Below are 21,261 nucleotides of genomic sequence, written 5' to 3' on the forward strand. Positions count from 1 at the left end.
GCGACCGGCGACTATGCGGCAGCCAGGGAGCTTCATGAGCGGGCACTAGCCCTGTTTGAGGAACTCGGAGATCGGCACGGGCGGTCCAACGCCCTCCACGGGCTTGGACGCACACGGTATGCATCGGGTGAGTACGCAAGTGCGGCCGAACTCTTCGAGCAGGCCCTCCACCTCTTTCGAAGGGTCGGAGATCCTCAAGGCGAGGCGGAAGTCTGGAACAGTCTGGGGGCCCTCCGCACCAGAGTCGTCAGCCCCCAGGAGGGGCTGGCCGCACACCGCAAAGCTCTGGAGCTTGCACGCCGAGCGCACAGCCCCCTCGACGAGGCATGCGCCTTGGAGGGCGCCGCGCGCAGCCTGGTCCTCACCGGTGATCTAGAGGCCGCCATGGTCGACTTGAGGCAGGCGGTGCGCATCTACGACTGCATCGGGGCCGCTACAGGCGGATCCGTCGACAGGGCGACCGATGCTTCACGCGCAGCCGGTGGGTGATATCCATCCCGACGCCTGCCAGCATCCCCGCCACTAGCGCAGATCGCCGCGACCTGATCGCTTGGGCGTGCAATGGCGAGGTACCGCTCACCAAAGACACGACCTCTGAGGTGTAGTGCAACCTCGCTGAGCGCGCCATTCACTCTCAGCTGGCCAAGTTACCGCTGTTGTTGTGGGTTACTTCGTAAGCGGTTCCGTCGGGGTGATGGTGAATCCAGGACAGCCCTCCAAGGTCGAGGAGCATCCGGGTGCGGGTGACTGCGACATAGGAGAGCCGGGCTTCGGCGTCCTCGACGGGGCCAGGGAGGGGGTGGCCGGTCTCATCGTGCTGGCCACTGTCTTTGGGCGGGTGAAAGTCGCCGGCGATTTTCACCCGGCCCCACTCTCGCCCCTTGGCCTTGTGTGCGGTGGAGACGGTCACCTCGGCTTGTTGTTCGCTGGTGAGCTGGCCGACGGCGTTGAGGATGGCATCGGCGCCATGGGTGTCGACCAGGTCGACGAGCGGCAGCAGGTCGCATCCTGCCGGGTCGTGCGTAGCGTAGTCCTGGAGGTCGCCCCAGCAGGTAAACAGAACCAGTTCAGGGTGGCCGGTGCGGCGGCCTTCTTTCAGTTCCCGGGCGGCCGAGGCCAGAGCGCGCAGGGTGTCTCCTCCTCCAACGAGGGCGACGCGGCGCCCCGTGCCCAGCAGCTTCATGACTTCGGCCATGGCCCCGACGTTGGTGCGGCACAGCACCGCGTCGGGGTCCTCGACGTCGCCGAGTTCGGTGGGGATGGTCTCGGTGCCCTCGAGGCGGATGGGTGCGTCGGCGATGGCCAGCCACCGGTTGGCCTCGCTGGCCAGGCGAGGGCCGAAGCGGAAGGACTTTGACAAGGTCAGGGGGGTGCCGTTGAAGCTGGTCATGACGTCTTTGGCGCCGCGCCAGTGGTAGATGGCCTGGGCGGAGTCGCCGACCATCACCAGTTGGGCGTGGCCTCGCTGGTTGGTGAAGATCTGTTCGACGACGGGGTTGGTGTCCTGGGCTTCATCGAGGAGGAGGAAGTCGGTGTCGATCTTGGGGTCGGACAGGGCCCAGATTTTGAGGTAGTGGTCGTGGTCGAAGCGGACGGCGCCGTCGTCGGGGTGCTGAAGGTCGGCCCAGGCCCTTCTCGCGAACGGTACGACGCAGGCGGCGAGTTGGGTGTGTAGGTCGGGGTCTTCCAGGCCGCGCAGGTGGGGGATGTGGTGGTGGGTGATGGTGGGGTCGGCGGAGTGGCAGAAGCGGGTCACGGTGCGCAGGGTGGCGTAGGAGAGGGCCTTGGGTGACAGATCGCGTTGGCCGATGCGGATGGGCTTGGTGATGCCCAGTGATTGGCCGGTTCTCCAGGCGGGCTGGCGGGGGCCGTTGAGGCGGCGGGTGTAGCGGTGGCCGATGGCGGCGAAGGCCATGGCATGGGCGGTCTTGCAGGTGACGGTGTTGGGGAAGCGTGTGGCTGCGTCTTGGGCGATGGCTTTGTTGAAGGCGAGGTAGCGGCCGCGGCGTTTGGTGCCGGAGGCGAGCAGGGCGAGGGTGGTGGTCTTGCCGGTGCCGGCGCCCGCTTGGAGGGCGAAGTGGTCGCCGGCGTGGAAGGCGTCGGCTGCGGCGGTCTGTTCGTCGGTGGGGTTCAGCACGGTGCACCTGTCGTGGGGTGGGTGAGGGCGCGGCCGACGGCGGCCAGGAGTTGCGGGGCGGTGGTGCGGGTGAGGAGGCGCTGCAGGGTGTGGTCGAGCTGGTCGGCGTCGCGTCGGGCCTGCTGGGGCCAGGGCGTGGTGGATGGCCTGTGCCACGAAGGTGTGTACAGGTTGGCCTTGTTGGGCGGCTGCGCGGCGCAGGAGGGTATTGGCCTCGATTGGGAGGTCGATGCTGAGTAGGACGTGCCCGTTGGCATCCGGGTAGTGCGCCGTCACGGCGTCCAGGGGCAGGCGGGCATCGAGGCGGTGGCAGAGTCGGCGCAGGGCCTGGTGGGGGGACTTGGCTGAGACGAGGGCCATCAGGCGGGTGGTGTCGTGGTTGGTGGCCAGCGGCAGGATGCGGCGGGCTCGGTCGAGTTCGGTACGGGTGCAGGGTCTGGTCAGGGTGATTTCCAGGGCGTGGTGCGGCACGGTCAGGCCTCCTGTGCCGCGGGGGCGGTGTCGGGTAGGCACGCGTGGATATGGGGGTGGTGGGTGAGCGGGTCGAAGCGTTGCCAGCCGGGCAGGGTGAGATCGGGGGCGCTCGCGGTGGCGGCGTGGGCGGGGCAGCGCTGGGCGCGCCAGCGCAGTTGTTCGGCGTAGGGCAGGTGGCTGAGGTCGTAGAGCGCCATAGGGGTGTCGGGCAGGGCGAGTTGGCCGGGGCGGATGGGGTGGGCGGGGGTCAGGATCCAGGTGCCGGTGGGGGCGGCGGGGTTCAGGATGGGGTGGGGGCAGCGGCGGCGTTGGCGGGTCTGGGCTACGCACTGGATGGAGGTGAGCGGGCGGTCGGCGAGGTAGCGGGTGTAGAGGATCTGTACGACGGGTCGCTCTGGGGTGCGGGTGAGGCGTGCGGGGGTCAGGTTGCAGGTGGGGGTGGTGGGTGGGGTGAAGGTGCCGGTGTCGATGAGGCGGCGTGTGTGGAGGGCCAGGTGGCGGCGGAGGGCTTCGATGTCGGGGCCGAGCGGGCGGTCGCTGGTGTGGCGGGGGCAGAGCACGGTGTGGGGGATTCGGCACCAGGCGGTGGCGTCGGCGTGTCGGTAGGCGATGCCTCCGCTCAGGTGCCAGCGGCAGGAGTCCGCGACGGCGTGGGTGGCGACTTCCTGTGGGTGCAGGGCGATGGGCCGGTGGTTGCTGCGCGGGTACCAGTCGATGCGGTTGCCGCAGTCGCGGCAGTGGCCGTTTTGGCCGGTGCGTAGCAGGCGGCTGGGGCTGGTGGGGGCGACGCGCAGTCGACGGCGGGGCGTGGTGGTGGCGGGGCTGCCGTCCCAGTGGCGGGCTCGGGTGTGGGGGTGCATGGCGGGCAACTTGCCAGGCGGCACTCCGTGGTGGGTGGTTCGCGGCCGCTCAGGTCAGGCGAACGGCCCAACCGTCTACTACAGGCGCGCGAATGATGGCGCGTGTGTGCGACGTCGGGTGACCGTCCGGGTGGTGTGTGCGCGCGGGGTCAGGGGCCTGCTGGCGGCGGGTCAGGCGTCTGGGGTGCCGGAGGGGGTGTGTCCGTCGCAGAGGGTGCCCAGCAGGTGGTCGATGGGGACGGCGAAGGCGTGGGCGTGCCAGGTGGTGATGCTGCCGGTGGTGCGGCCGTGTTCGAGGTCGATGAGGGTGCGGCGGGCGAGTCCGCTGCGGTCGGCGAGTTCGTCGAAGGTCCATCCGCGCTCGCCCCTCAGCCGCGCGAGTGAGACGCGCAGGGCGTTGAGGTTGGGGTCGGGCGGGAAGATCGTCACTCCACCATCCGAAGGTGCAGGACCCTGCCCCGTCAGTGCAGACCTCTGCACTATTTGCTAGGGAAGGGGTGACATCTGCGGCTGCATCACCATGCGGCCGGACACCAGCCCCACCTAGCGCCGGACAGCCCTCGGCGCACGCCCAGACAGGAGGAGATCGGGCCCGATGAGGCTCTCCATGCACGCCGCCCTGCCCCGGGTGTGGTCGGTGGAATTGCACCCGCAGGCGGGCGGGCCGGTGCTGGCCTGCCAACGCTGCGCACCGCGGGCGACCCCGCTTGAGGCGAGCTCGGCGCGCTCCGCCGCCCTGAGGCATCTGGCCCTCCACGCCCGCATGGACACGCTGGCCGGGCACCTGCGGACCTGCCAGTGCCGGCAGCGGGGCTGTCCCTGGCATGCCCGACACCGCGGCTGCGCAGGCCCGGTACGGCTGGCGCTGGCCCGCGAGCACGGCGGGCGCGGCTGGCGGCTGGCCGACGTCTGTGCCGCGTGTGCACACGCCATCCCGCACACCGCCATCGTGCCCGACCCCCTACCCGCGGCTACGCCGCCCGCCGCGTCGGCCCACCAGACGGCGCAGCCTGCCCGACGGCTGCCGGGGCCTACCGCCGTGACTCGCGTGCGGGAGATGCTGAGCTACCTCGCAGCCGCCCTGCCCGCCTGCACTGCGGCCGAGTCACGCCTGCTGGCGCTGCAGTGCGCGCTGCGCGCCGACACCCGCGGCCGGCTCCTGCTGGCGCGCGGGGTGCTGCGCAGCATGCGCATGGCCCACTCCTCCGCCCCTTGGCGGGAGTTGGAACAGGCACAGTGGCTACGGCGACCGGCCAACTCCCCGACGAAGGAGAACACCGGCAGCATGCGGGCCGTACTCCTCGATGCCGCCGTCCTCACCCAGGTACCCGGCCGCCACGGCCGCGCCCAGGCCGCGGACTGGGCACTGCGCACCCTCACCGGCCCCGCGGTGCGCGACCAGACGGCCACCGCCCGGCTGATCACCCTGCAGCTGGCCGTATACACCCTCCCCGACAGCCCGCACGGCCGCGCCGAGGCCGACCAGCTCGCCCGGGCCGCCGGCCTCTCCCACGCCGCGCTCACAACGATCCTGGACCAACTCGCCGCCACGGGGGCACTTCAGGGATGGGGCTTCGATCCCGTCACCGACGAGGTGGCCTGGGAACTGTCGGTACCGATCCCTTCCGTACCGGCCCCGCCCGAACCCGGCAGCCAGCTCGCACGCCGGACAGAGAGTCCGCCTTCTGTCGCGCTGCCGGCCTAGCTCCCAGCCGCGTACACCTTCACGTGTACACCGACGCCTGTGTCCCGTGGCCTTGGTGCGTACGTATCTCGATGGTCGGGGCCCGCCGCGTTGTCTCCTGGCCTGAAGCGCTGCGGCGGGTCCCCTTCACACACCGGCGCCCCCTGCGGGCAGAGGTTCGCCTTCGCCCTGTAGATGCCACCAGAGGGCCGTTTCGCGTCATAGCGCTCAACGTGCAAAAGGCCACACCTCCCGTCCGCCACACGGCAGGGGCAAATAGGCTGTGAGCAGGCAGAATTGAGGAAGCGTCACTGGCGGGTCCGTGTTGCCGTAACCAATGTCTCCTGGCCGATTCATGCGCGCGGCGGCGGTCCCCTTCACACACTTGGAGCGTCATGTCCTTGTTTCCGCATGCCCACACCCCCTTCATGGCACCCGGCTGGCCTACTGCCGTCTGGTCCACCACTCCCGGCCGCGGCCGGCGGCACCCGCTGCACCAAGAACAGGTGCTGCTCGGAGGCCCGGTGACGATCCTGGTGATCGTGCTGGCCGTCCTCGGCTGGCAGGCCCAGGAGATCGCCGTGCTGCTGGCGACCCTCACACCGCTCGCCGTGGGCTACCGCCCCAGCCGGATGGCCTCCTGAGATGGCCATCATGGCGGGGCTGTCCCCCCAGCGCCCGGCCCGGTGGGACGGACACCGGCCGCAGCTCCTTGCCGCACTGCGCGAGCACCTGGCGCTGCGCGGCTTCAGCGACGACATCGCCGAGCCCGCAGCCGACGCCGCCATCGACCGCGTCGAGGCCCGGGCCAAAGACATCGACAGTGTCGTCGCCTACGCCAAGGAGGTGGCATTCAACGAGGCCCGCCGCCGCTCCGCGCGGCGGCGGGAGATGCCGGTGGCCGAGATCGCCAGCATCGCCGCACTGCGCGGCGCGCAGGCGCCGCACAGCGGCTCAGACACCGTCGAACTCCTGGACCTGCTGGCCCGGCTGCCGCACCGCCAGGCCGCGGTCGCCCTCCAGCTGTCCTGGGGGATGAAGGTCTCCGACATCGCCCGAGAACGCGAGGTCAGCCCGTCCACCATCCGCCGGGACATCGCCGACCTGCGCATCGCGCTGCGCCCGCTGTGGGACCGGCGGCCCGAGCCGGCCAGCCCCGTCCCTATCGGACGGGCACAGACAGCTCGCCGCACTCCCGGGGGCCGCGCGGGAGAACTAGCCCACGCCGTACGCAGCCTGGGCACCCGGCAGGGGCAGGTGTTCGACCTGCACCTGCGCGGTCTGTCCCCTGAGGCGTCCGCCCGGGCCCTGGGCATCCCCGCCAGCAGCGTCCGCTCCAGCCTCACCTACGCCCGCAAAAACCTGCGCGAGCGACTCGGCTGGAGCGCCGAAACCCTGCAGGCCGCTGTCCGAGAGTGGGCCCACACCAGGCCCACGGCCGCCTAGCGGGCCTCGCCCTCGTCATCTGCCCGCGTTACGCGGCCGCCAGGTGCGCACCTCAAGGTGGGTGATGTGCGCCTCGGGGTGGATCCGTCCGCTGTCCACCAGCCACTGGTGGACAGCGGCGGTCACGTCGCCGCCTGTGGCGTCCACCCGGCGGGCGAAGTCGGCGGCGTCGAAGCCGCCGGTGGTGGCGGAGCCATAGGAACGTTCCTCGGTGTGGTCGGTGCGCTGGATGACGTCCCGGCGGATGCCGGGTGAGTCGGTGCGGCTGCCGGAGGGGTGTACGTAGCCGCTCTTGCCCAGGCGGACGGTGAAGGCCAGGCGCAGGTGCTGGCGGGCGGCTTCGGCGATCAGGGGGCGCAGGCGGGCGGAGCCGGAGGCGATGGCCTGGGCGCCGACGCGGCCGGTGCCGGTGCCGGTAGGGGTGATGAGGACGGCTTTGGCGCGGACGCGGGCGCGGGCGCCGGAGGCGGTGGTGCGGCGGGTGATGTGGCGGGCGGCGAGGGTGGTGAGGGCGGGCAGGTCGGTGATGCCGCCGGTCTCGACCGCGGTGAGGACTTCGCGCAGGGCGGCCACGAAGGCGGCTCCTTTGTTCTTTGTGTAGAACTGGGAGACCAGGGAGGCGTCGCGGTTGATGATGCGGGCGATGTCGCGTTTGGTGTAGCCGAGCGCTTGGAGTTGGTCGGCGAGCTGGGCGGCTTCGTTGCGTTGCGGCGCCGGGCGGCGGCGGGGCGGCATCAGGCGCCCGCCGGTGTCTGGGCGAGCGCGGCGCGTCCGGCGTCGCGCAGTTGCAGGAGGTCTTCTTCGCTGGTGGGTGCGGCGAGGGGGCCGATGAGGTGGCCCTTGTAGAGGTAGTCGCCAGGCTGGTGGTGGTAGGGCCAGTTGTGGGTGCTGGTGAGGTAGAGGGCGTCGGTGCGGAAAGCGATGACGCTGCCGGGCTCAGTGTGCAGGGCGCCGGCGTAGGTGTCCTGGTCGCGGTGGCGCTGGCTGAGCAGGGCGGCGCGGGCTCCGGACCAGATGGCGGCGGCCCATTCGGGGTGGGCGTTGGGGTCGCGGGCAAAGCCGGTGGGCTTCTGCCAGGTGATCAGGTCGTCGTCGAAGCCGATGATTTCGGCGTCCGGGGGCACGTCGCGTTCCAGGTGGCGGGGGGTGGTGCCGGTGACGGTGCGGGGGCGCTGGGCGAAGGAGCCGATGCCGTACAGCAGGATGGCGCGCACCGCGCGGGAGGCGAGGTGCGCGGCGCGGGCCTGTTGGGCGTCGCCTTGGAAGTGGGCCTGGGTGGTGAGGTTGGTCCAGGCGTCTTTGAGTTTCTTGGCCCAGTCGTCCAGGGGTTTGCCGTCGTCGAAGAGGATGCCGTCGAGGATTTCGATCTTCCACGGCCCGATGGGGTTGGCCAGGGCGGTGTGGATTTCGGGGCCGCCGGCCCAGGTGGTGAAGGTGGTGCCCGGTGCGGCCGGGTAGTGCCAGGCGCGTTCGCCGGGGGTGGCGGCGGGCAGGAGGCCGACGTGGTTCCAGGTGTCGGGGACGGTGACGCGGACGTGCCAGTGGCCGCAGCCGTACAGGGCCCGGGTCTGTTCCTTCTCGGACCAGCTCGCGAAGGTGGCGGCGGTGATGCGGCGGGGGGTGCCGACCGGGGACTTCCAGGTGTGTTTGGCGTAGGCGAAGGTGCGGTCGTACTCGACCAGCGCGGGGAGCTGTTCGGGGACGCGGGGCGGGGTGATGAGTTCGGTGCGGCCCTGCCCGGCGGTGGCGTGCAGCAGGCCGCGCAGTTCCTCGGACAGGACCGGGTAGCCCTCGGCGTGCTGGCCGCGGGCGGGGATGGTGCGGGTCCACAGGTCGCGGCCGGTCTGCGAGGGGGAGCCCATGATGACCGCGTCGGTCCAGTGGCGGCGCAGGGCCTGCCACAGCAGCACGAACGCGTCGCGGGCCACGGCCGGTTCGTCACCGTCGAGGTCGAACCACTCCCCCACCGAGCGGATCTCGACATGCTCCTCGCCGTTCTCGCGCTGGTAGCGGGCGACGGGGTTGCGGGGATGGACGAAGTGTCCGGCCATCCGGTCCCTGCCACGGCCGGTGTCGGTGCGCCAGCCCGGCGTGGGCGCGTTCAGCCAGGCCGCAACCGCGTCCCGCAGGTAGGGATAGCGGCCGGCGTCCCGGTGCCAGGAGTCACCGCCGGTGATGTAAATGCGCTCCACGCCGCCGGGGAGGGTACGGAAGACGGCGGTGAGGATCTCCGCAGCCGAGCCTGATCCCAGCTCAAGCCGGTGAGTCTGGTCGCGATGGACCAAGACGCCGGTGTCGGTGTCGAGGAAGACGGTGGAGCGGGCCTGCTGGGTGAAGTTCGGCCGTGTGGAGGCCAGGTTCGCAGTGTGCGTGAACCACCCGTCGCCCGCGGCACCTTCGGGGATGGAGGGCAGAGTGCGCGGCGTGCCCAGGACGGCGGGCGGCGGACCGGAAGAATCCTGCGGGGGCGCCTCGGCCGCTGACGGGCCAGCGGGCTTGCCTGGCGCGGTGGACATGGCGGGGGCTGGCGTTCCCGCAGCCGGGGCAGCAGACTGCGGCGCCGCGCCCGCGTCATCAGCGGTCTGGGCTGCAGTGGCCGGTGGGGCCGTCGCCGAGTCGGGCGCGTCGTCGCCGGTCGTGGCGAGGCTGTCGGGCGCGAGGGCCGGGGCCAGGGCAACGACCTCGGCCAGACTCAGTCCGGCCGCCGGCGCAATCCGCTCCGCCTTCGCCTTCTCATACCCGGCCAGCACCGCGATCTGCTTGTCCCGCGCAGCCTCAAGTCTGGCCAGTGCGGCCTGCGTCTTCTTGATCTCATCCCGCACGGTGCGCAGTTCGGCGAGAGCGGCGGTGTAGCTGTGTGCGTCCATCGTGTTCCTTGGCTCGGGTGGCGCTTCAGCCGTTGCGGCGGGTGGGAACGTAGGCGATTGCCCCACCGGAATGGGAGGGCAGGCGAGTGCCCAGCAGGTGGCCGGCCAGACGCCGCTCGGCGGTAGTGGTCCCGGTCAGTTCCTTAACCGGAGTGGCGAGATCGGTGACGTAGCCGGCCAGCCGCGCCTGGGGGAAGCAGTGGCGCCCGTGCTCGTTCTTCTCCCACCCTTCCAGGCCGGTGAGCACGGCGACGACGTAGCCCGACACGGTCACCGGCAGCACTCCCCCGGCCGCGATACTCGCCGCGTCACAACGCCACCAGCCCCGCAGCGCCTTCAGGAGATCGTCCGGTGCGAGCGATGTAGAAAAGCCGATCCACTGGCGGTCGCCCTCGGCGACCTGCCGGGCCGCATCGACACGCAGCACCGCGACCTCGGGGGCCTCCAGCCGGTCAAGCGAGGCAAGATGACGTTCGGTGAGGGCTTGGATGGTGGCGAGCGGGACCATGACTCGCACCCCACGCCGCGACAGGCCCGGCAACAACCCGGCACGGATCAGGCGACGAAAAGTGGTGACCGCACAACCCAGCTCCTCCGCAGCCTGCCCCGTCGTCAGCAGCACCTCTACCCTCCCCGTATATCCCAAATCCGATATCTGATTTGGGATATACATTACGTGCACGGCGGATGAGGGGCAAGGAGCACGGTCATGGAGGTTCAGTAGGTGTAGCGGGCGGCCTCGTCTGCTGCGGGCCCGATCGCGCCGATCTTGTTGAGGCGACTGATGACGGCCCCTTCATCGCGTCCGAACTCCTGTGAAAGTTCCGCGATAGCGGCGCCTTCGGCGGCCCGCCGGGCCAGCAGGCGATCGTCCTCGGGTTCCCACTTCTTGTAGGCGTTCGGGTGTGCTTGGCGTTTGTCCGTCACGGTGTAGGCCTTGGGTTGCTCGGGGATGGTATTCGCACGCCGATCGGGGACGAGGTCTTTCGGGAAGGGTTCCAGGCGGAGGTCCCACAGCTTCCACCGGATGGCCGCCTCGCTGCGTCCGAACTCCTCTGCGAGCGTCGCTTCGTCCTTTCCGTCTGCGTGGGCGGCACGCAGAAGGTCGAGCAGGTCCTCGGTCCAGGGTGCGCCACGTTGGGCAGGCTTGGCCGATGGGGCGGGTGCCGACGGGGCTGGGGGTGACGCTGGACAGGCGTCGGCAGCTGCTTTCAGGAGACGGGAGAGATGGGCCAGGTCTGTGGCGTCGGTCTCTCCTGTGAGGGCTCCGTAGATCTCGCCGGCGGTGGAGGTGATCATGATGTTCACCTCGACTCGCCCGCCATCGAGCTGTTCCGCGTCGAAGCTGTAGCGGCGGTTGGCGGCATAGATCTCCAGTTTGGCGACGGGCACCGTGGCAGGCGGTGGAGGGTCGGATGGGGGCGCATGGGCGGCTGTCTGATAGGGGGCTGACAGGAGTTCGTGGACGTGCCAGGACGCCAGAACCCAGTCTCCGTTGTCGAGTTGGTAGGTGGTGGCGCTGGGCTCGAGGTCGGTGGCGGCGTACAGCACGCGCAGCGTCTGGCCGGCGAACAGGCTGGTTGCGGGGCCAGCTTGGGGCGGGGCGGGGAGGGTCAGGTTGCCGTGCCTGGGCTGGGGTTCGTGGATGTCGGCGTCGGGGTCTCCGTGCCACGTGCCGCTGGCGTCCGTGAAGGCATAGAACAGGATCATGTCGGGGGCTTTCCAGTCGGTGGGGTCAGACGGAGCGAACGGCTCCTGGGGCTGGTGTGGGCCCAGATTGTTGTCAGGAGCAGGCGGCCGCCGGTACCGCGCTGAGGCCGCGCGGTTCGCCCTCGGCAGCGTCCTGATAACGGGCGATGAAGAGGTCAGGCCACCGGCGTGCCCGAGCAGGCAGGAGATGTCCTGCCTGCTCGGAGGGCCAGGCGGGTGGCGAGTAGCGACGGCACGGTGAGGTATGCCCGCTTAGAACAGGAGCGCAGGCTCGTCTGGACCCGCGGGGTGGGACGGTTTCTCACGGGGCAGGGGGAGATGCGCGTCGGGGTCTTTGATCCCTGCGGCGGGATTGATGTGCCGTGCTAGCAGGGTGTGGGCCCAGTCCATGGTGTGAGTGCCTTCGAGGGTGACGTGGCCGAAGCGGGGGCTGAGGGTGAAGCTGCCTGGGACGGGGCGCTCGTCGGGCAGGATGTCCAGCGGCGTAGGCCGGGTGGTGGGGTAGACAATGCGGTCGGACAGCACCGCCACCGGGTAACGGCCCGCGTTGGCCATGCTGGTCATCTTGCGGTGCAGCTCGGTGCGGGCGGTGGCGATGATGGCGGCCCGGATGTCGGGGCGCCAGGTGACGCGGTTGAGGGCTGGCCAGCGTTCGTGGGGTTCCCGGTCGCGGTCGATAGGGTCTTCGTGAAGCCTGTCGATGCCGCCGTCTGCGGTGGCCTTGATGGCCGACAGCAGTATCCAGTCCAGCTGGTCGCCCTCGACTTCTGCTTGCTCACAGGCGTGCAGGAAAACGGAGCCGGTGGCGTCGGGGGCGATCCGTAGGCGGCGCAGCACTTGCCAGTAGGCCTCGCGCAGACGCTTGTTCCAGGGTTCGAGATAGGTTCCCGCGTTACCGTGCCGTAGGTAGGCCTTGATCGGCTTGATGGTGAGGCCAGCTTGGGACGCGAGCTGCTGGGCGTAGGCCAGGGTCGGGGTCGTATACCAGGTGGGGCCGGTGGGCGGCTGTCCGCTCGCGGTGAAGGGGGACGGCAGGCGGGAGTCGGTGGGGATGCCGGAGAGGTCGGCGTACCAGGTGCCTGGCACGGATGGGTCGAACGTCGGCTGATGTTCGAGGGGACCGGGGGGCCCGTAGCCGATCTTGAGCTTGCCTGCGGCATTGGTGAAGGCGAAGTTGACGGCGAGAGCGACAACGTGGCGGTAGGTCTCCCGTTCCCATCGGGCGGGCTGCCGGTACCAGTTGTAGGCCTCCTCGCGCAGGACGTCGTCGGGGTTCCGGTCGCGGCCCGCCACTGGGTGGTCCGCGGGCGCTTCGGGCGGGGCGGGGTCGTATGCCGCAGTCAGGGCGCCGCGTGCGGCGGGCTCCAGGACACGGCGGCCGCTGCGGGCTTGTGTGGCCCACTGTTTGGGCGGGCGCAGCTCGGTCATCAGATCCGAGCCGCAGGCCGCGGGGGTGTCATAGGGGGTCAGTACGGTGTCCGCGTAGCGGGTCGTCACCGTGGCGAGGTCCTTCGCCTCCAGGGCGTGAAGCCCCCAGCTGTCCCCCACCGCTCCCCAGGGCTGGACGGCGAGCCGGACCGTGACTTGGTGGCCTTCGCTCACGCGGGTCTGCAGTCGGCTCCAGGGCCCCATGCCCGGCTGAGTGGGGGGCCATCCGGCCCGGCCGAGGTCAGCCAGGACGGGGTGGTCGGCTGGCAGCAGCCGCTCGACGGGATCGTCCAGGGCCAGCGGAAGTCCGAAGAAGCCGGTGGCAGCTGCGGTGAGGATGAGCAGCGGCGGTACGTGATTCCCTTTGGCATGCAGCCGGGGTGCTCCGATGCCGCGCGTGTAGGCCCACGCGAGCAGGTCAGGCAGAGTTCTTGCAGGGCATTCCATGCTGCGGTGCTGTCTGAGGTGGGCCACGAGGCGGTCATTGTCGATGTGGTGGTCGATGACCGCCAATGGTCCGAGAGGGAAGCCTCCGGGCGGTTTCGGCAGGCGCAGCGGCAGTTGGGGAGCCGCGGGCTGTTGGGGGATGCGCGGGCCTTGTGGGGCGCAGTTGGTGTTCTGGTGCAGCCACCGTCCCCCGGGGTTATGGGTGGTGGGCTGGCCGCAGTGTTCGCAGCGGCCCATCGGCTGTCCGCAGCTGTCGCACGGCGGTACCGGTCGGGGCGGATGAGGTGAGGGAGCAGGGCGTCGGCGTAGGGCTGCCCAGTCTGGTTCGTGGCCGGGGGGCAGCTCTTGTCTGATGCGGTTGAGCAGGCGCAGGTAGGCGATCTCGTCGGCCTGGTCGGCGCCCCGGTGGCCGGCCTCCCAAGCCTCCATGTCGTCGGTGTCCTGGTTGAGAGTGCTGGCGAATTCCTCAAGGGAGGCACCCCAGGCTTCCCGCAGGTGGCGGCGTTCTTCGGGAGTGGGCAGCTGGGGCGGGTGAGGACCGCGCCCGATCAGGGCGTCCACTGCTACGAAGTGTTCGTTCATGTGTGAGTCCGAAGAAGTGTTGTTCGGTCAAGCGGTTGGTCGTCACGCTCTCGGTTCATGCCCCCCTCTTCCTCAGACGAAGCGGGGGATCTGTCGCTTCGCCGCGCAGCATGCCCGATCCGAACGGGCTTTAGTTCAGGCAGGTGAACGATTCTTCGCCGGTACGACCATCTGACCTGCACGAATTCCCGGCCCGATCTTCGACGAAACGCCCGTTCGAGTGGCGTGGGGTGGCCCCGCTTTGATTGCGTCGCTCGTTCGAGCTGTTCGAGCCGGAAGTTCTTCCCGTGCCAGGCCGTGTCCACCACAGTGATCGTCCTCAAGTCCGTTCAGGTGGACGGCAGATGGGTCTTTGTGCGAGGTGACAGGTGTGTGAGGTGGCGTGGGCGGAGTTCTGCTCGCCCTCGGGGCGTCGCAGGCGGCAGCCGGTGGGTTTGCTCCGGCACGGGGCACTCGAGGAGCGCGCCCTTGCGTGGGGAGCTGGTGCAGCACTACGGGAAAGGGCGACCGCCGCGTGCGTCTGGAGGACAGCAGAGCGTGGCAGCAGACCGATGCGGCAATGCTGCTGCATTCGCCCCGGACATCCGTACGTTCACGGCGTGACCACTGCTGTCCTCAGCAGGCTGACGGTGCTTTCGTGCCGGGCTTCTTCGCCCGTGAAACCTCCAGTGATGGGGGCCTGGTGGCCTGCCCCGGGCCGGTTCTTCGGGCTTGACGGCAGACGCTGGTACACGCCGCGCCTGCGCGCGACGGCCCAGCTCTTTCACTCGATCTGTGCGCAGCTGTGGGGGCGGCCGCAGAGGTGCAGCGTCCCGCCTGTCGCCGGATCTGCGCAAGCACGTGTTTCGAAGGAAGTGTGGCCTTTCATGTCTGAAGCTTCTGTGTGGGAACAAGGGCAGCCGCCTGGATCGGCGCGCGCCGTTTCGCTTCCGCTCCGTGGCCGGCGCGTCGACCCCGCGCTGGTGGAGGCGAGGTTCGTGGATGAGTCCGGTACGGAGCATGTGATGCCGTGGCTCCAGGCGGGCAGGGAGCAGGCGCTGGAGGAGTGTCTTCCCGTACGGGATTTCCCGGTGCTGCGGGGGCGGCGGATCGCGCCGGGCTGGTGGTGGTCGGCGACGTCCGGGCGGCTGGTGCACTACGGGTTCGGGGCGATGCGCACTCAGGTGATGATGCTGGATCGTGATCCGAAGGTGGTGGCACTGGCTTGCCGGCCGGTGGAGCTGCTGTGGCGGGGCAGGAGCGGGAAGGTCGTATCGCACGCGCCGCACCTGGTGGCTCGCCTCGCGGACGGCAGCGGGCTCTTTGTGGACTGTGCCGGCCGGTGCGGAGCCGGGCGGCGCCTGGTCCAGCGGGCTGGGCATGTCGAGGCCGCGGCCCTCGCGGCCGGCTGGCACTACCGGCTGGTCGGGCCGCCGCGGCCTGCGGTGGAGGCCAATGTGCGCTGGCTCGCCGACTACCGGCATCCGCGGTGTGCTGGAGGCCTGATGCCCCGGATCGTTCAGTGCTTCCGAACACCCACGCCTCTGGTCGAGGGGGTCCGTCTGCTGGGCGATCCGATCGCCGTGTGGCCTGCGGTGTTTCACGCCCTGTGGGCCGGAGTGCTGAGTACGCGGCTGGACAGCCCGCTGCACGAGCGGGCCGTGGCTGTGGCATCTCCGGCGGGAGTCGAACGATGAATGGGCTGGTACCAGGAGTCGGCGCTGCCGTGCGATTCAACGACCGTGACTGGACCGTTGCCGGGATCGAGGGAAACCTGACACCCCAGGCGCGTATCTGGCTAGCCGAGAACCATGAGGCGTGTGGGCTGGCGGTGTTCAGCCTGGCCACGCTGATCGGTGATCCCTCCTTCGAGATGAAGGACGGCCCGCCCCGTCTGCGCGTACCCCAGACGGGCCTGTTGTCGACCGTGTCCGAAGACCAGCAGCGGCGCGCGCTCGCCATCGAGCAGCACGTCCGCGAGGTGGAGACCGGCTACCCCACGCCGAACAGCGAAGGCCCGGTGAAGCCCCCGTACAACCCCGAAACCACCACGCTGGCACAGCGTGAGCAGGCCAAGGCTGACGAGCTCACCGCGCAGGGCTGGACGAGCGTGAGCCGGGCAACGGTCCGTAGGTGGCGTGCGCGCTACGGCACGGGCGGGGTGTGGGCACTGGTGCCCAAGCGTCGTAGTTCGACATTGCCCGGCCGGGCCGACGCCGAGGTAGTCGAAGCGGTTCGCAAACTGCTGCATCAGGAGGCGCCGCGCTCTCGGTCGCGGGGGTGGAAGAAGCGTATGCGCCGGGAAACGCAGTGGTGGCTGGATGCGAAGCACGGTCCCGGCGCAGTGAGGGTCCCGCCGCAGTCCACGTTCAACAAGCTCCTGGACAAGGTGGAAGCGGTGCTGGGCCTGGGGGGCACGGTGGCTCAGCGGCGTGCCCGGGCCGCACGCCCGGAGCCGCCGTTCACCCCGACAGTCGCGCTGCGTCCCGGCGAGCTGGTGATGATGGACAGCACCCCGGTGGATGTGTTGTGCGTCCTGGATGACGGGGTCGTGGCACGGCCGGAGCTGACCACGGCACTGGACGTGGCGACCCGCAGCTTGTGGGGAATTCTGCGGCCGCCGGGTAGCAAGCTGACCGATGTGGCGGTCTTGCTGGCGCAGATGATGACGCCGATGACGATGCGGCCCGACTGGCCCGCGACGCTGTCGATGGCCTCCTCAGTTATCCCCCACGAGCGGCTGGTCAGCCTGGATGAGCGGTTGAACGACGCCGCGGCACGCCCGGTAATCGTGCCCAAGATGATCGTGGTCGACCAGGGCAAGGTGTTCGTCTCTCCCGCCACGCGGGCCGCGTGCGAAAGCCTGGGGATCTCTCTGCAGCCCGTGCCACCGGCCAACGGGCCAGCCAAGGCGCACGAGGAGCGGACCTTCGGCTCGCTCAACTCTCTGTTCTGTCAGTGGCTGCCGGGCCACACCGGGGCGAACGTGTCCGAGCGGGGCTCCAAGGTCGAGCAGGAGCCGTTGCGGACCCTGCAGGAGATGCAGGAGCTGCTGGACGAGTTCCTCGTGCACTGGCACCACCGTCCGCATGAGGGCCTGCGCCATCCGCTGATGCCGAAGAAGGCCCTCACCCCGAACCAGATGTGGGCGGCGCTGCTCCCGGTGGCGGGGTACGTGCCGGTGGTACTGAGCTCGCAGGACTACGTGGAGCTCCTGCCGGTGCGCTGGCAGCCGGTCACCGGCGCCGGTATCCGGTTCGACTACCGCACCTACGACGACAAGTGCCTCCACGAAGACCACGGCCCTGGGACGCGGTCGAAGGGGCGCCTGCGGGAGGTGCACCACAACCCCTACGACCCGACCCGGATCTGGGTACGCCTGCCCGAGGGGTTCCGTGAAGTGCCGTGGATTCACGCCACCGCGGTGAGCCTTCCGTTCACCCACCACATCTGGCAGCACATCTGCAAGGTCGTCAAGCGCACCGGGTCCCGCGAGGAGCACGAGGCAGAACTCGCCCTGGCTCTGGACGACTTCCTCAAGCGGGCCTCAGGGAAGGGGGAGCTGTCTCGCTCGGAGCGACGGGTAGTGGCCAAGTCCCGCGCCTCGGGGGCAGTGCCGGTGCCAGCAGGCGGGCCCGACGTGCTGAGCACTCCGACGCTGTCTTTTGGACTGGCCGGCGTGTACGCCGCGCCGGAACTCGACGACGACACCGTTCCCGACGAGGACGACGACCTGTCTGTTTCCAGCGACGGCGAGCAGGATGCCGACCAGGTCGCCGACGGCTCTTCCATCCTCGACGACACCAGCCGGGAGAACGACCTGTGGCTGCCGTAACCGTGTGCGCGAGCGACGACTTCTTCGACGACGGTCTGCTCACCCCCAGCCCAATCACCAACTGCGTCCTGTGGCAGGCCTATGTGTCTCAACCGCGGGTGCCCGCTCTGCCTGTGAAGGATCCGTCCTGGAGCCGAAAGACGCTCCTGGAGTACCACTCCGAGTTCGTGACGCTGAAGACCCGCTCCATGGAACAGGCTCTTCAGCAGCTGAAGTTGACGCTCCTGGTCAACAACCGGCAGCAGGGTACCGCCCGGCGCGGGCTGATCGTGTCCGGGCCGCCGGGGGCGGGAAAGTCGACCACGCTCATGGAACTCGGCCGGTCCTTCGAACTGAGCGAACGGCGCCGTCGGCCCGGCATGGAGGGCTCCATGCCCGTGCTGTTCGCTTCCGTCCCGCCCACCTACACGCCCAGGAACCTGGCCAAGGTCCTCGCCCGGTTCGCCGGCATTCCGATCCACGACCGGATGACCGAACACACCATCACCAACGCCGTGTGCCACGTCATGTTAAAGCGGGGCACCCGGCTGGTGTTCATCGACGACGTGCACCTGCTCAACACCCGTACCCGGCCCGGCGCCGACACCTCCGACCAGGTCAAGACCCTGATGGAACGAGTACCCGCGACGTTCGTGCTGGCCGGTGTCAACGTGGAGGACTCACCGCTGCTGACCGGGCCCCGCGGTGCCCAGCTCGCCGCCCGCTGCAAACTCCTGCGCACGCCCCCGCTACTCAACGGCACCCAAGAGCAAAAGAAGATGTGGCACTCACTCCTGGGCGACATGGAGGGGGCGCTGCGGCTGGCCCGCCACCGGCCCGGAACGCTGGTACGCCACGCCGCCCACATCCATCTCCGCACCGGCGGTGTGATGGCCAGTCTCTCCCTCCTTGTCAGGGAGGCCGCGATCCGCTCCATCCTGGACGGAAGCCTCGCGATCACGAAGAACCAGCTGTCGCAGGTGCTCCTCGACGTCCAGGCCACGAACGCGGCGCGCGCCACCCTGCGGCAACACCCTGGCAACTGACCGGCGCGGCGGAAAGCCTCACCCCGGACCTCCCGCCGCGCGCCCGCCCTGTAGTCCCCTTTCCCCGTGCCGATGGGGCGCTGATTCATGGCCGCCTCCCCTGCCCCGCCGTGTCCTGCCCTCAACACCCCCACGCGTAAAGGAAGATGTTCGTGCAACCCTCTGCCTCCACGCTTGTTCGTATCCCAGCCGTGGCGGGCGAGCTGACCGGCTCCTGGTTTCGCAGGATGGCCGCCCTTTACGGTCTGCCCGCACAGGACTTGCTGCGGGGGGTCCTGAGCGGCGCGCACCGGGTGCAGGTGACCGGCACTCCGGGCAGCGGTCTGGAACTGTTCCTCAACACATCCGCGCGAACAGCCCTGGCCCGCTCCACCGGTCTTCCCCTGTCCCGGCTCAGCCGCCTGCTGCCCGCTCTCGCCGCCCCGCACGGGCGGCTCGCGGACGACGAGAACCCGCGGGCGGCCTGGTACATGCCGGGCGAGGCATGGGTGGGGACCTGTCCTGCGTGTACTGGGCGGGCCTTACGGCCTGGACAGCCGGTTCTGGTGTACCCAGGAACGGCCGGGCACGTCTGTCGGCGTCACCGGCGCTGGCTCCTCGCGCATCCCGGGAGGCCAGCGAGCATTCCGCTGGAGACCCTGCCCGAGGTCCTCACCGCGCACCGACACCACTGTGCTCTCGCACGGGCCCGTCCGGACGCGGCGGACGTGGTGGCCCTCGCCGCGGCGGTCGTGTGGTCGTGGCAGGTACAGGGGTGGCGATCCGAGACGGTCTGGCAGGACCGTGCACACCGGCTGGCCGCGGTCACGGGATCCATGCCGGCGGCCGTGGTGCCGCATGCGCTGGTGTCCTACCCGGAGACGATCGCCGTGGCCCGGCTGCTCGGCGCTCCGCGCTGGCAGCAGCGGCTGCGCGCGACCGCCGCAGCCCAAGGGGCAGGTGCCGCAACGGAATTGTTGCTTCGGGAAATCAGCCGCCGGGCCGGCAGGCCGTGGCTCGCGGACTGGCTGATCGCCTACACCCGCACCAGGCCCAGGACAGCCGCACAAACCGATCCCCTCGACCGGTGGCTGCGCTGGCTCACCGCTGCGGACGGCACCGAACGCGACGGCTTGTGGACGGTGCACCGGACAGCCGTACGGCCCACCGAGTACAGCGACCGCGTCGGCTTCCTCACCGACCGCCGTCCCCGCAGCATCTGCGAAGAGGCCAAGGCAGCCTTCCTCACTGGTGGCTGGGAACCGGCGCCCTCGCTGCGGCCCGAGCCAGCGCCGTGCCCGTGACATCTCCCGGCCCCGTCCCCGGCTCCCCCGCCAGCCAGCTCCGCCCCCGGCCGTATCGCGGCGGCGTCCGCAGGCCGCCACACACCGCACACCCCGCCCGCTCACCCCTCACACACGAAGGAGAGACACACCCATGGCATCGATCAGTCCGGAGTACGCCAGCCAGTTGCTGGCGGAACTCACCGAGGGCTGCCCCGTTCCCGCAGCGCCGGCCTCGCTGTCCCGCTACACCTTCCAGATCAGCAACCACGTCCTCATCGGAGACACCGCCGTTCGCGGCTACAAGCACAAGGGCCGGTGGCGGCTGGATGACCGGGACATCCGCGCGGCCGGCAACCGGCTCGCCTCGCTCCCCTTCGACCCCGACGACCTGGTCGATGCCCGTCTCGCGCCTGAGCACGACCGGACGTGGCGCTCACAGATCCACCGCTGGTTCGAGCACATCTCCTACCAGGACCAGAGCGCCAACGGCTGCCGCTGCGAAGGACAGCAGCCGTGCAGCGGCACCCGGCCCAACCGCTACGGGCTGGGGTGCGGAGCGACCTTCGAGCAGGTCAAGGAACGCTACGGCCGGTCGCCCATCGCGTGCACCAGCCCCCTGCCGCTGCTGACGTGGTCCGGCACCACCTGGATGGTCCCGCGCGCCTACGCCGCCCTCCTCGACCGGGCGGACCAGATCGCCGCCGAGTGCGTCGAACAGGCCGCCCGATGCAGCCGCTGCAACGCCACCGGAGACGTCTGGAAGTGGCGCACGCCCAGCAACAGCGGCTACACCACCCTGTGCCCCGCGTGCGCCGACGCCGTCGCCCGCCCCTACAAGAACCACCTGCGCGGCAGGCTGTACGCGTCGCTGCCGAAGAACTCGCAGCCGGAGGCGTTCCTGTGCCGGATGTGCCCCAGTCCGCGACAGGCCGTGTACTGGGACCACTGCCACACGCACGGATTCGTGCGCGGGCCGGTGTGCGCCAGCTGCAACACCTACGAAGGCGGCGGCCACCGGTTCATCCACCGGCCGGGCGCAGTCCGCCACCTTCTCTTGTGCGACGGCTGCCGCCGCAACAGGACCGTGCCGCCGCGCCATCAGTCCGACATCGTGCTGCAGACGTTCGTGCCCGACCCTCACGGCCCGTGCGCGAAGCAGCCCCACTCCGCGTGGGGTTCGGTTCAGGAAGACGGATCGATCCGTTTCCGGATGCGCTGCTGGCAATGCGCGTTTGCACCCCAGTGGGAGCAGGTCGTGCCGGCCGCACAGGTCAGGCAGCTGGTACAGGAGTTCGTCGACAAGACTCTGGAGGCCGATGCCGACACCCCCGGCCAGGGCACCGCCTGACGGCCCGTCTCCTCTATCGTTTCTGTTCCTGAACTTCTCTCCCCGAGTTCGCCCGTGGGCCGGGAGCCCGGCAGAAGGCAGCGCAGGCGCCGCCTTCTGCCGTACATCAACGAAACGAGACACGCCACGGCCTCCACACTCCCCCGGCGGTAACCCGTCCGGGGGTGACGGCAT

Annotated in this window: 17 protein-coding genes; 9 read left to right on the forward strand and 8 right to left on the reverse strand. The window is 70.0% G+C overall.

Annotated elements, in window-relative coordinates; translation table 11 throughout:
• Positions 1-489, forward strand: a 489-nt coding sequence (locus GCN81_RS13075; protein WP_156724747.1) for a tetratricopeptide repeat protein, incomplete at its 5' end; no start/stop codon positions are given.
• 145 nt (positions 490-634) lie between these two features.
• On the opposite strand, the gene GCN81_RS13080 is transcribed toward GCN81_RS13075, so the two are convergent.
• The 3 genes from GCN81_RS13080 to GCN81_RS13090 form a co-directional block, all read right to left on the reverse strand.
• Complete coding sequence (locus tag GCN81_RS13080; RefSeq protein WP_156724944.1) at positions 635-2,134, reverse strand: UvrD-helicase domain-containing protein; 1,500 nt, start codon at positions 2,132-2,134, stop codon at positions 635-637.
• 476 nt (positions 2,135-2,610) lie between these two features.
• The gene (locus GCN81_RS13085; RefSeq protein WP_156724748.1) at positions 2,611-3,471 is read right to left on the reverse strand and encodes a DUF6083 domain-containing protein; all 861 of its coding nucleotides are present in this window, start codon (positions 3,469-3,471) and stop codon (positions 2,611-2,613) included.
• Between the two features lie 171 nt (positions 3,472-3,642).
• A complete protein-coding gene (locus GCN81_RS13090) occupies positions 3,643-3,900 on the reverse strand; it encodes a helix-turn-helix transcriptional regulator (protein ID WP_156724749.1) in 258 nt (85 codons plus the stop codon).
• A gap of 166 nt (positions 3,901-4,066) precedes the next feature.
• Between GCN81_RS13090 and GCN81_RS13095 the strand changes: the two genes are divergently transcribed.
• The 3 genes from GCN81_RS13095 (at position 4,067) to GCN81_RS13105 (ending at position 6,601) form a co-directional block, all read left to right on the forward strand.
• Positions 4,067-5,176: a hypothetical protein gene (locus GCN81_RS13095; RefSeq protein ID WP_197287612.1), complete on the forward strand. Its 1,110-nt coding sequence runs from the start codon at positions 4,067-4,069 to the stop codon at positions 5,174-5,176.
• 374 nt (positions 5,177-5,550) lie between these two features.
• Positions 5,551-5,799 carry a hypothetical protein gene (locus tag GCN81_RS13100; protein ID WP_156724750.1) on the forward strand — a complete coding sequence of 83 codons (249 nt, stop codon included), beginning with the start codon at positions 5,551-5,553 and terminating at the stop codon, positions 5,797-5,799.
• A 1-nt stretch (position 5,800) separates the two neighbouring features.
• Positions 5,801-6,601, forward strand: coding sequence for a sigma-70 RNA polymerase sigma factor region 4 domain-containing protein (locus GCN81_RS13105; protein ID WP_156724751.1), 801 nt, complete (start codon positions 5,801-5,803; stop codon positions 6,599-6,601).
• 15 nt (positions 6,602-6,616) lie between these two features.
• Here the strand turns inward: GCN81_RS13105 and GCN81_RS13110 are convergent, their stop codons facing one another.
• The 5 genes from GCN81_RS13110 to tap form a co-directional block, all read right to left on the reverse strand.
• Positions 6,617-7,336 carry a helix-turn-helix domain containing protein gene (locus GCN81_RS13110; protein ID WP_156724752.1) on the reverse strand — a complete coding sequence of 240 codons (720 nt, stop codon included), beginning with the start codon at positions 7,334-7,336 and terminating at the stop codon, positions 6,617-6,619.
• Positions 7,336-9,468 (reverse strand): hypothetical protein, encoded by a 2,133-nt coding sequence (locus GCN81_RS13115; protein ID WP_156724753.1) that lies wholly within the window; start codon positions 9,466-9,468, stop codon positions 7,336-7,338. The genes GCN81_RS13110 and GCN81_RS13115 overlap by 1 nt, the downstream gene beginning before the upstream one ends.
• A gap of 25 nt (positions 9,469-9,493) precedes the next feature.
• Positions 9,494-10,090, reverse strand: coding sequence for a helix-turn-helix domain-containing protein (locus GCN81_RS13120; protein WP_156724754.1), 597 nt, complete (start codon positions 10,088-10,090; stop codon positions 9,494-9,496).
• Between the two features lie 95 nt (positions 10,091-10,185).
• Positions 10,186-11,178: a hypothetical protein gene (locus GCN81_RS13125; protein ID WP_156724755.1), complete on the reverse strand. Its 993-nt coding sequence runs from the start codon at positions 11,176-11,178 to the stop codon at positions 10,186-10,188.
• 252 nt (positions 11,179-11,430) lie between these two features.
• Positions 11,431-13,635 (reverse strand): telomere-associated protein Tap, encoded by a 2,205-nt coding sequence (tap, locus tag GCN81_RS13130; protein ID WP_156724756.1) that lies wholly within the window; start codon positions 13,633-13,635, stop codon positions 11,431-11,433.
• An 866-nt stretch (positions 13,636-14,501) separates the two neighbouring features.
• On the opposite strand from tap, the gene GCN81_RS13135 reads away from it, so the two are divergent.
• The 5 genes from GCN81_RS13135 to GCN81_RS13155 all read left to right on the forward strand — a co-directional run bounded on the left by GCN81_RS13135 (position 14,502) and on the right by GCN81_RS13155 (position 21,087).
• On the forward strand, positions 14,502-15,311 hold the full coding sequence (locus GCN81_RS13135; protein ID WP_197287613.1) for a TnsA-like heteromeric transposase endonuclease subunit: 810 nt from the start codon (positions 14,502-14,504) through the stop codon (positions 15,309-15,311).
• Positions 15,312-15,340: 29 nt separating this feature from the next.
• The gene (locus GCN81_RS13140; protein WP_197287614.1) at positions 15,341-17,449 is read left to right on the forward strand and encodes a transposase; all 2,109 of its coding nucleotides are present in this window, start codon (positions 15,341-15,343) and stop codon (positions 17,447-17,449) included.
• Positions 17,437-18,474 carry an ATP-binding protein gene (locus tag GCN81_RS13145; RefSeq protein ID WP_156724757.1) on the forward strand — a complete coding sequence of 346 codons (1,038 nt, stop codon included), beginning with the start codon at positions 17,437-17,439 and terminating at the stop codon, positions 18,472-18,474. The genes GCN81_RS13140 and GCN81_RS13145 overlap by 13 nt, the downstream gene beginning before the upstream one ends.
• A 152-nt stretch (positions 18,475-18,626) precedes the next feature.
• Positions 18,627-19,757: a TniQ family protein gene (locus tag GCN81_RS13150; RefSeq protein WP_231626690.1), complete on the forward strand. Its 1,131-nt coding sequence runs from the start codon at positions 18,627-18,629 to the stop codon at positions 19,755-19,757.
• 133 nt (positions 19,758-19,890) lie between these two features.
• Positions 19,891-21,087: an endonuclease domain-containing protein gene (locus GCN81_RS13155; protein ID WP_156724758.1), complete on the forward strand. Its 1,197-nt coding sequence runs from the start codon at positions 19,891-19,893 to the stop codon at positions 21,085-21,087.
• Positions 21,088-21,261: the final 174 nt, after the last annotated feature.

It is taken from the genome of Streptomyces apocyni, from assembly GCF_009739465.1.
In the GTDB taxonomy this organism is placed as follows: Bacteria; Actinomycetota; Actinomycetes; order Streptomycetales; family Streptomycetaceae; genus Streptomyces; species Streptomyces apocyni.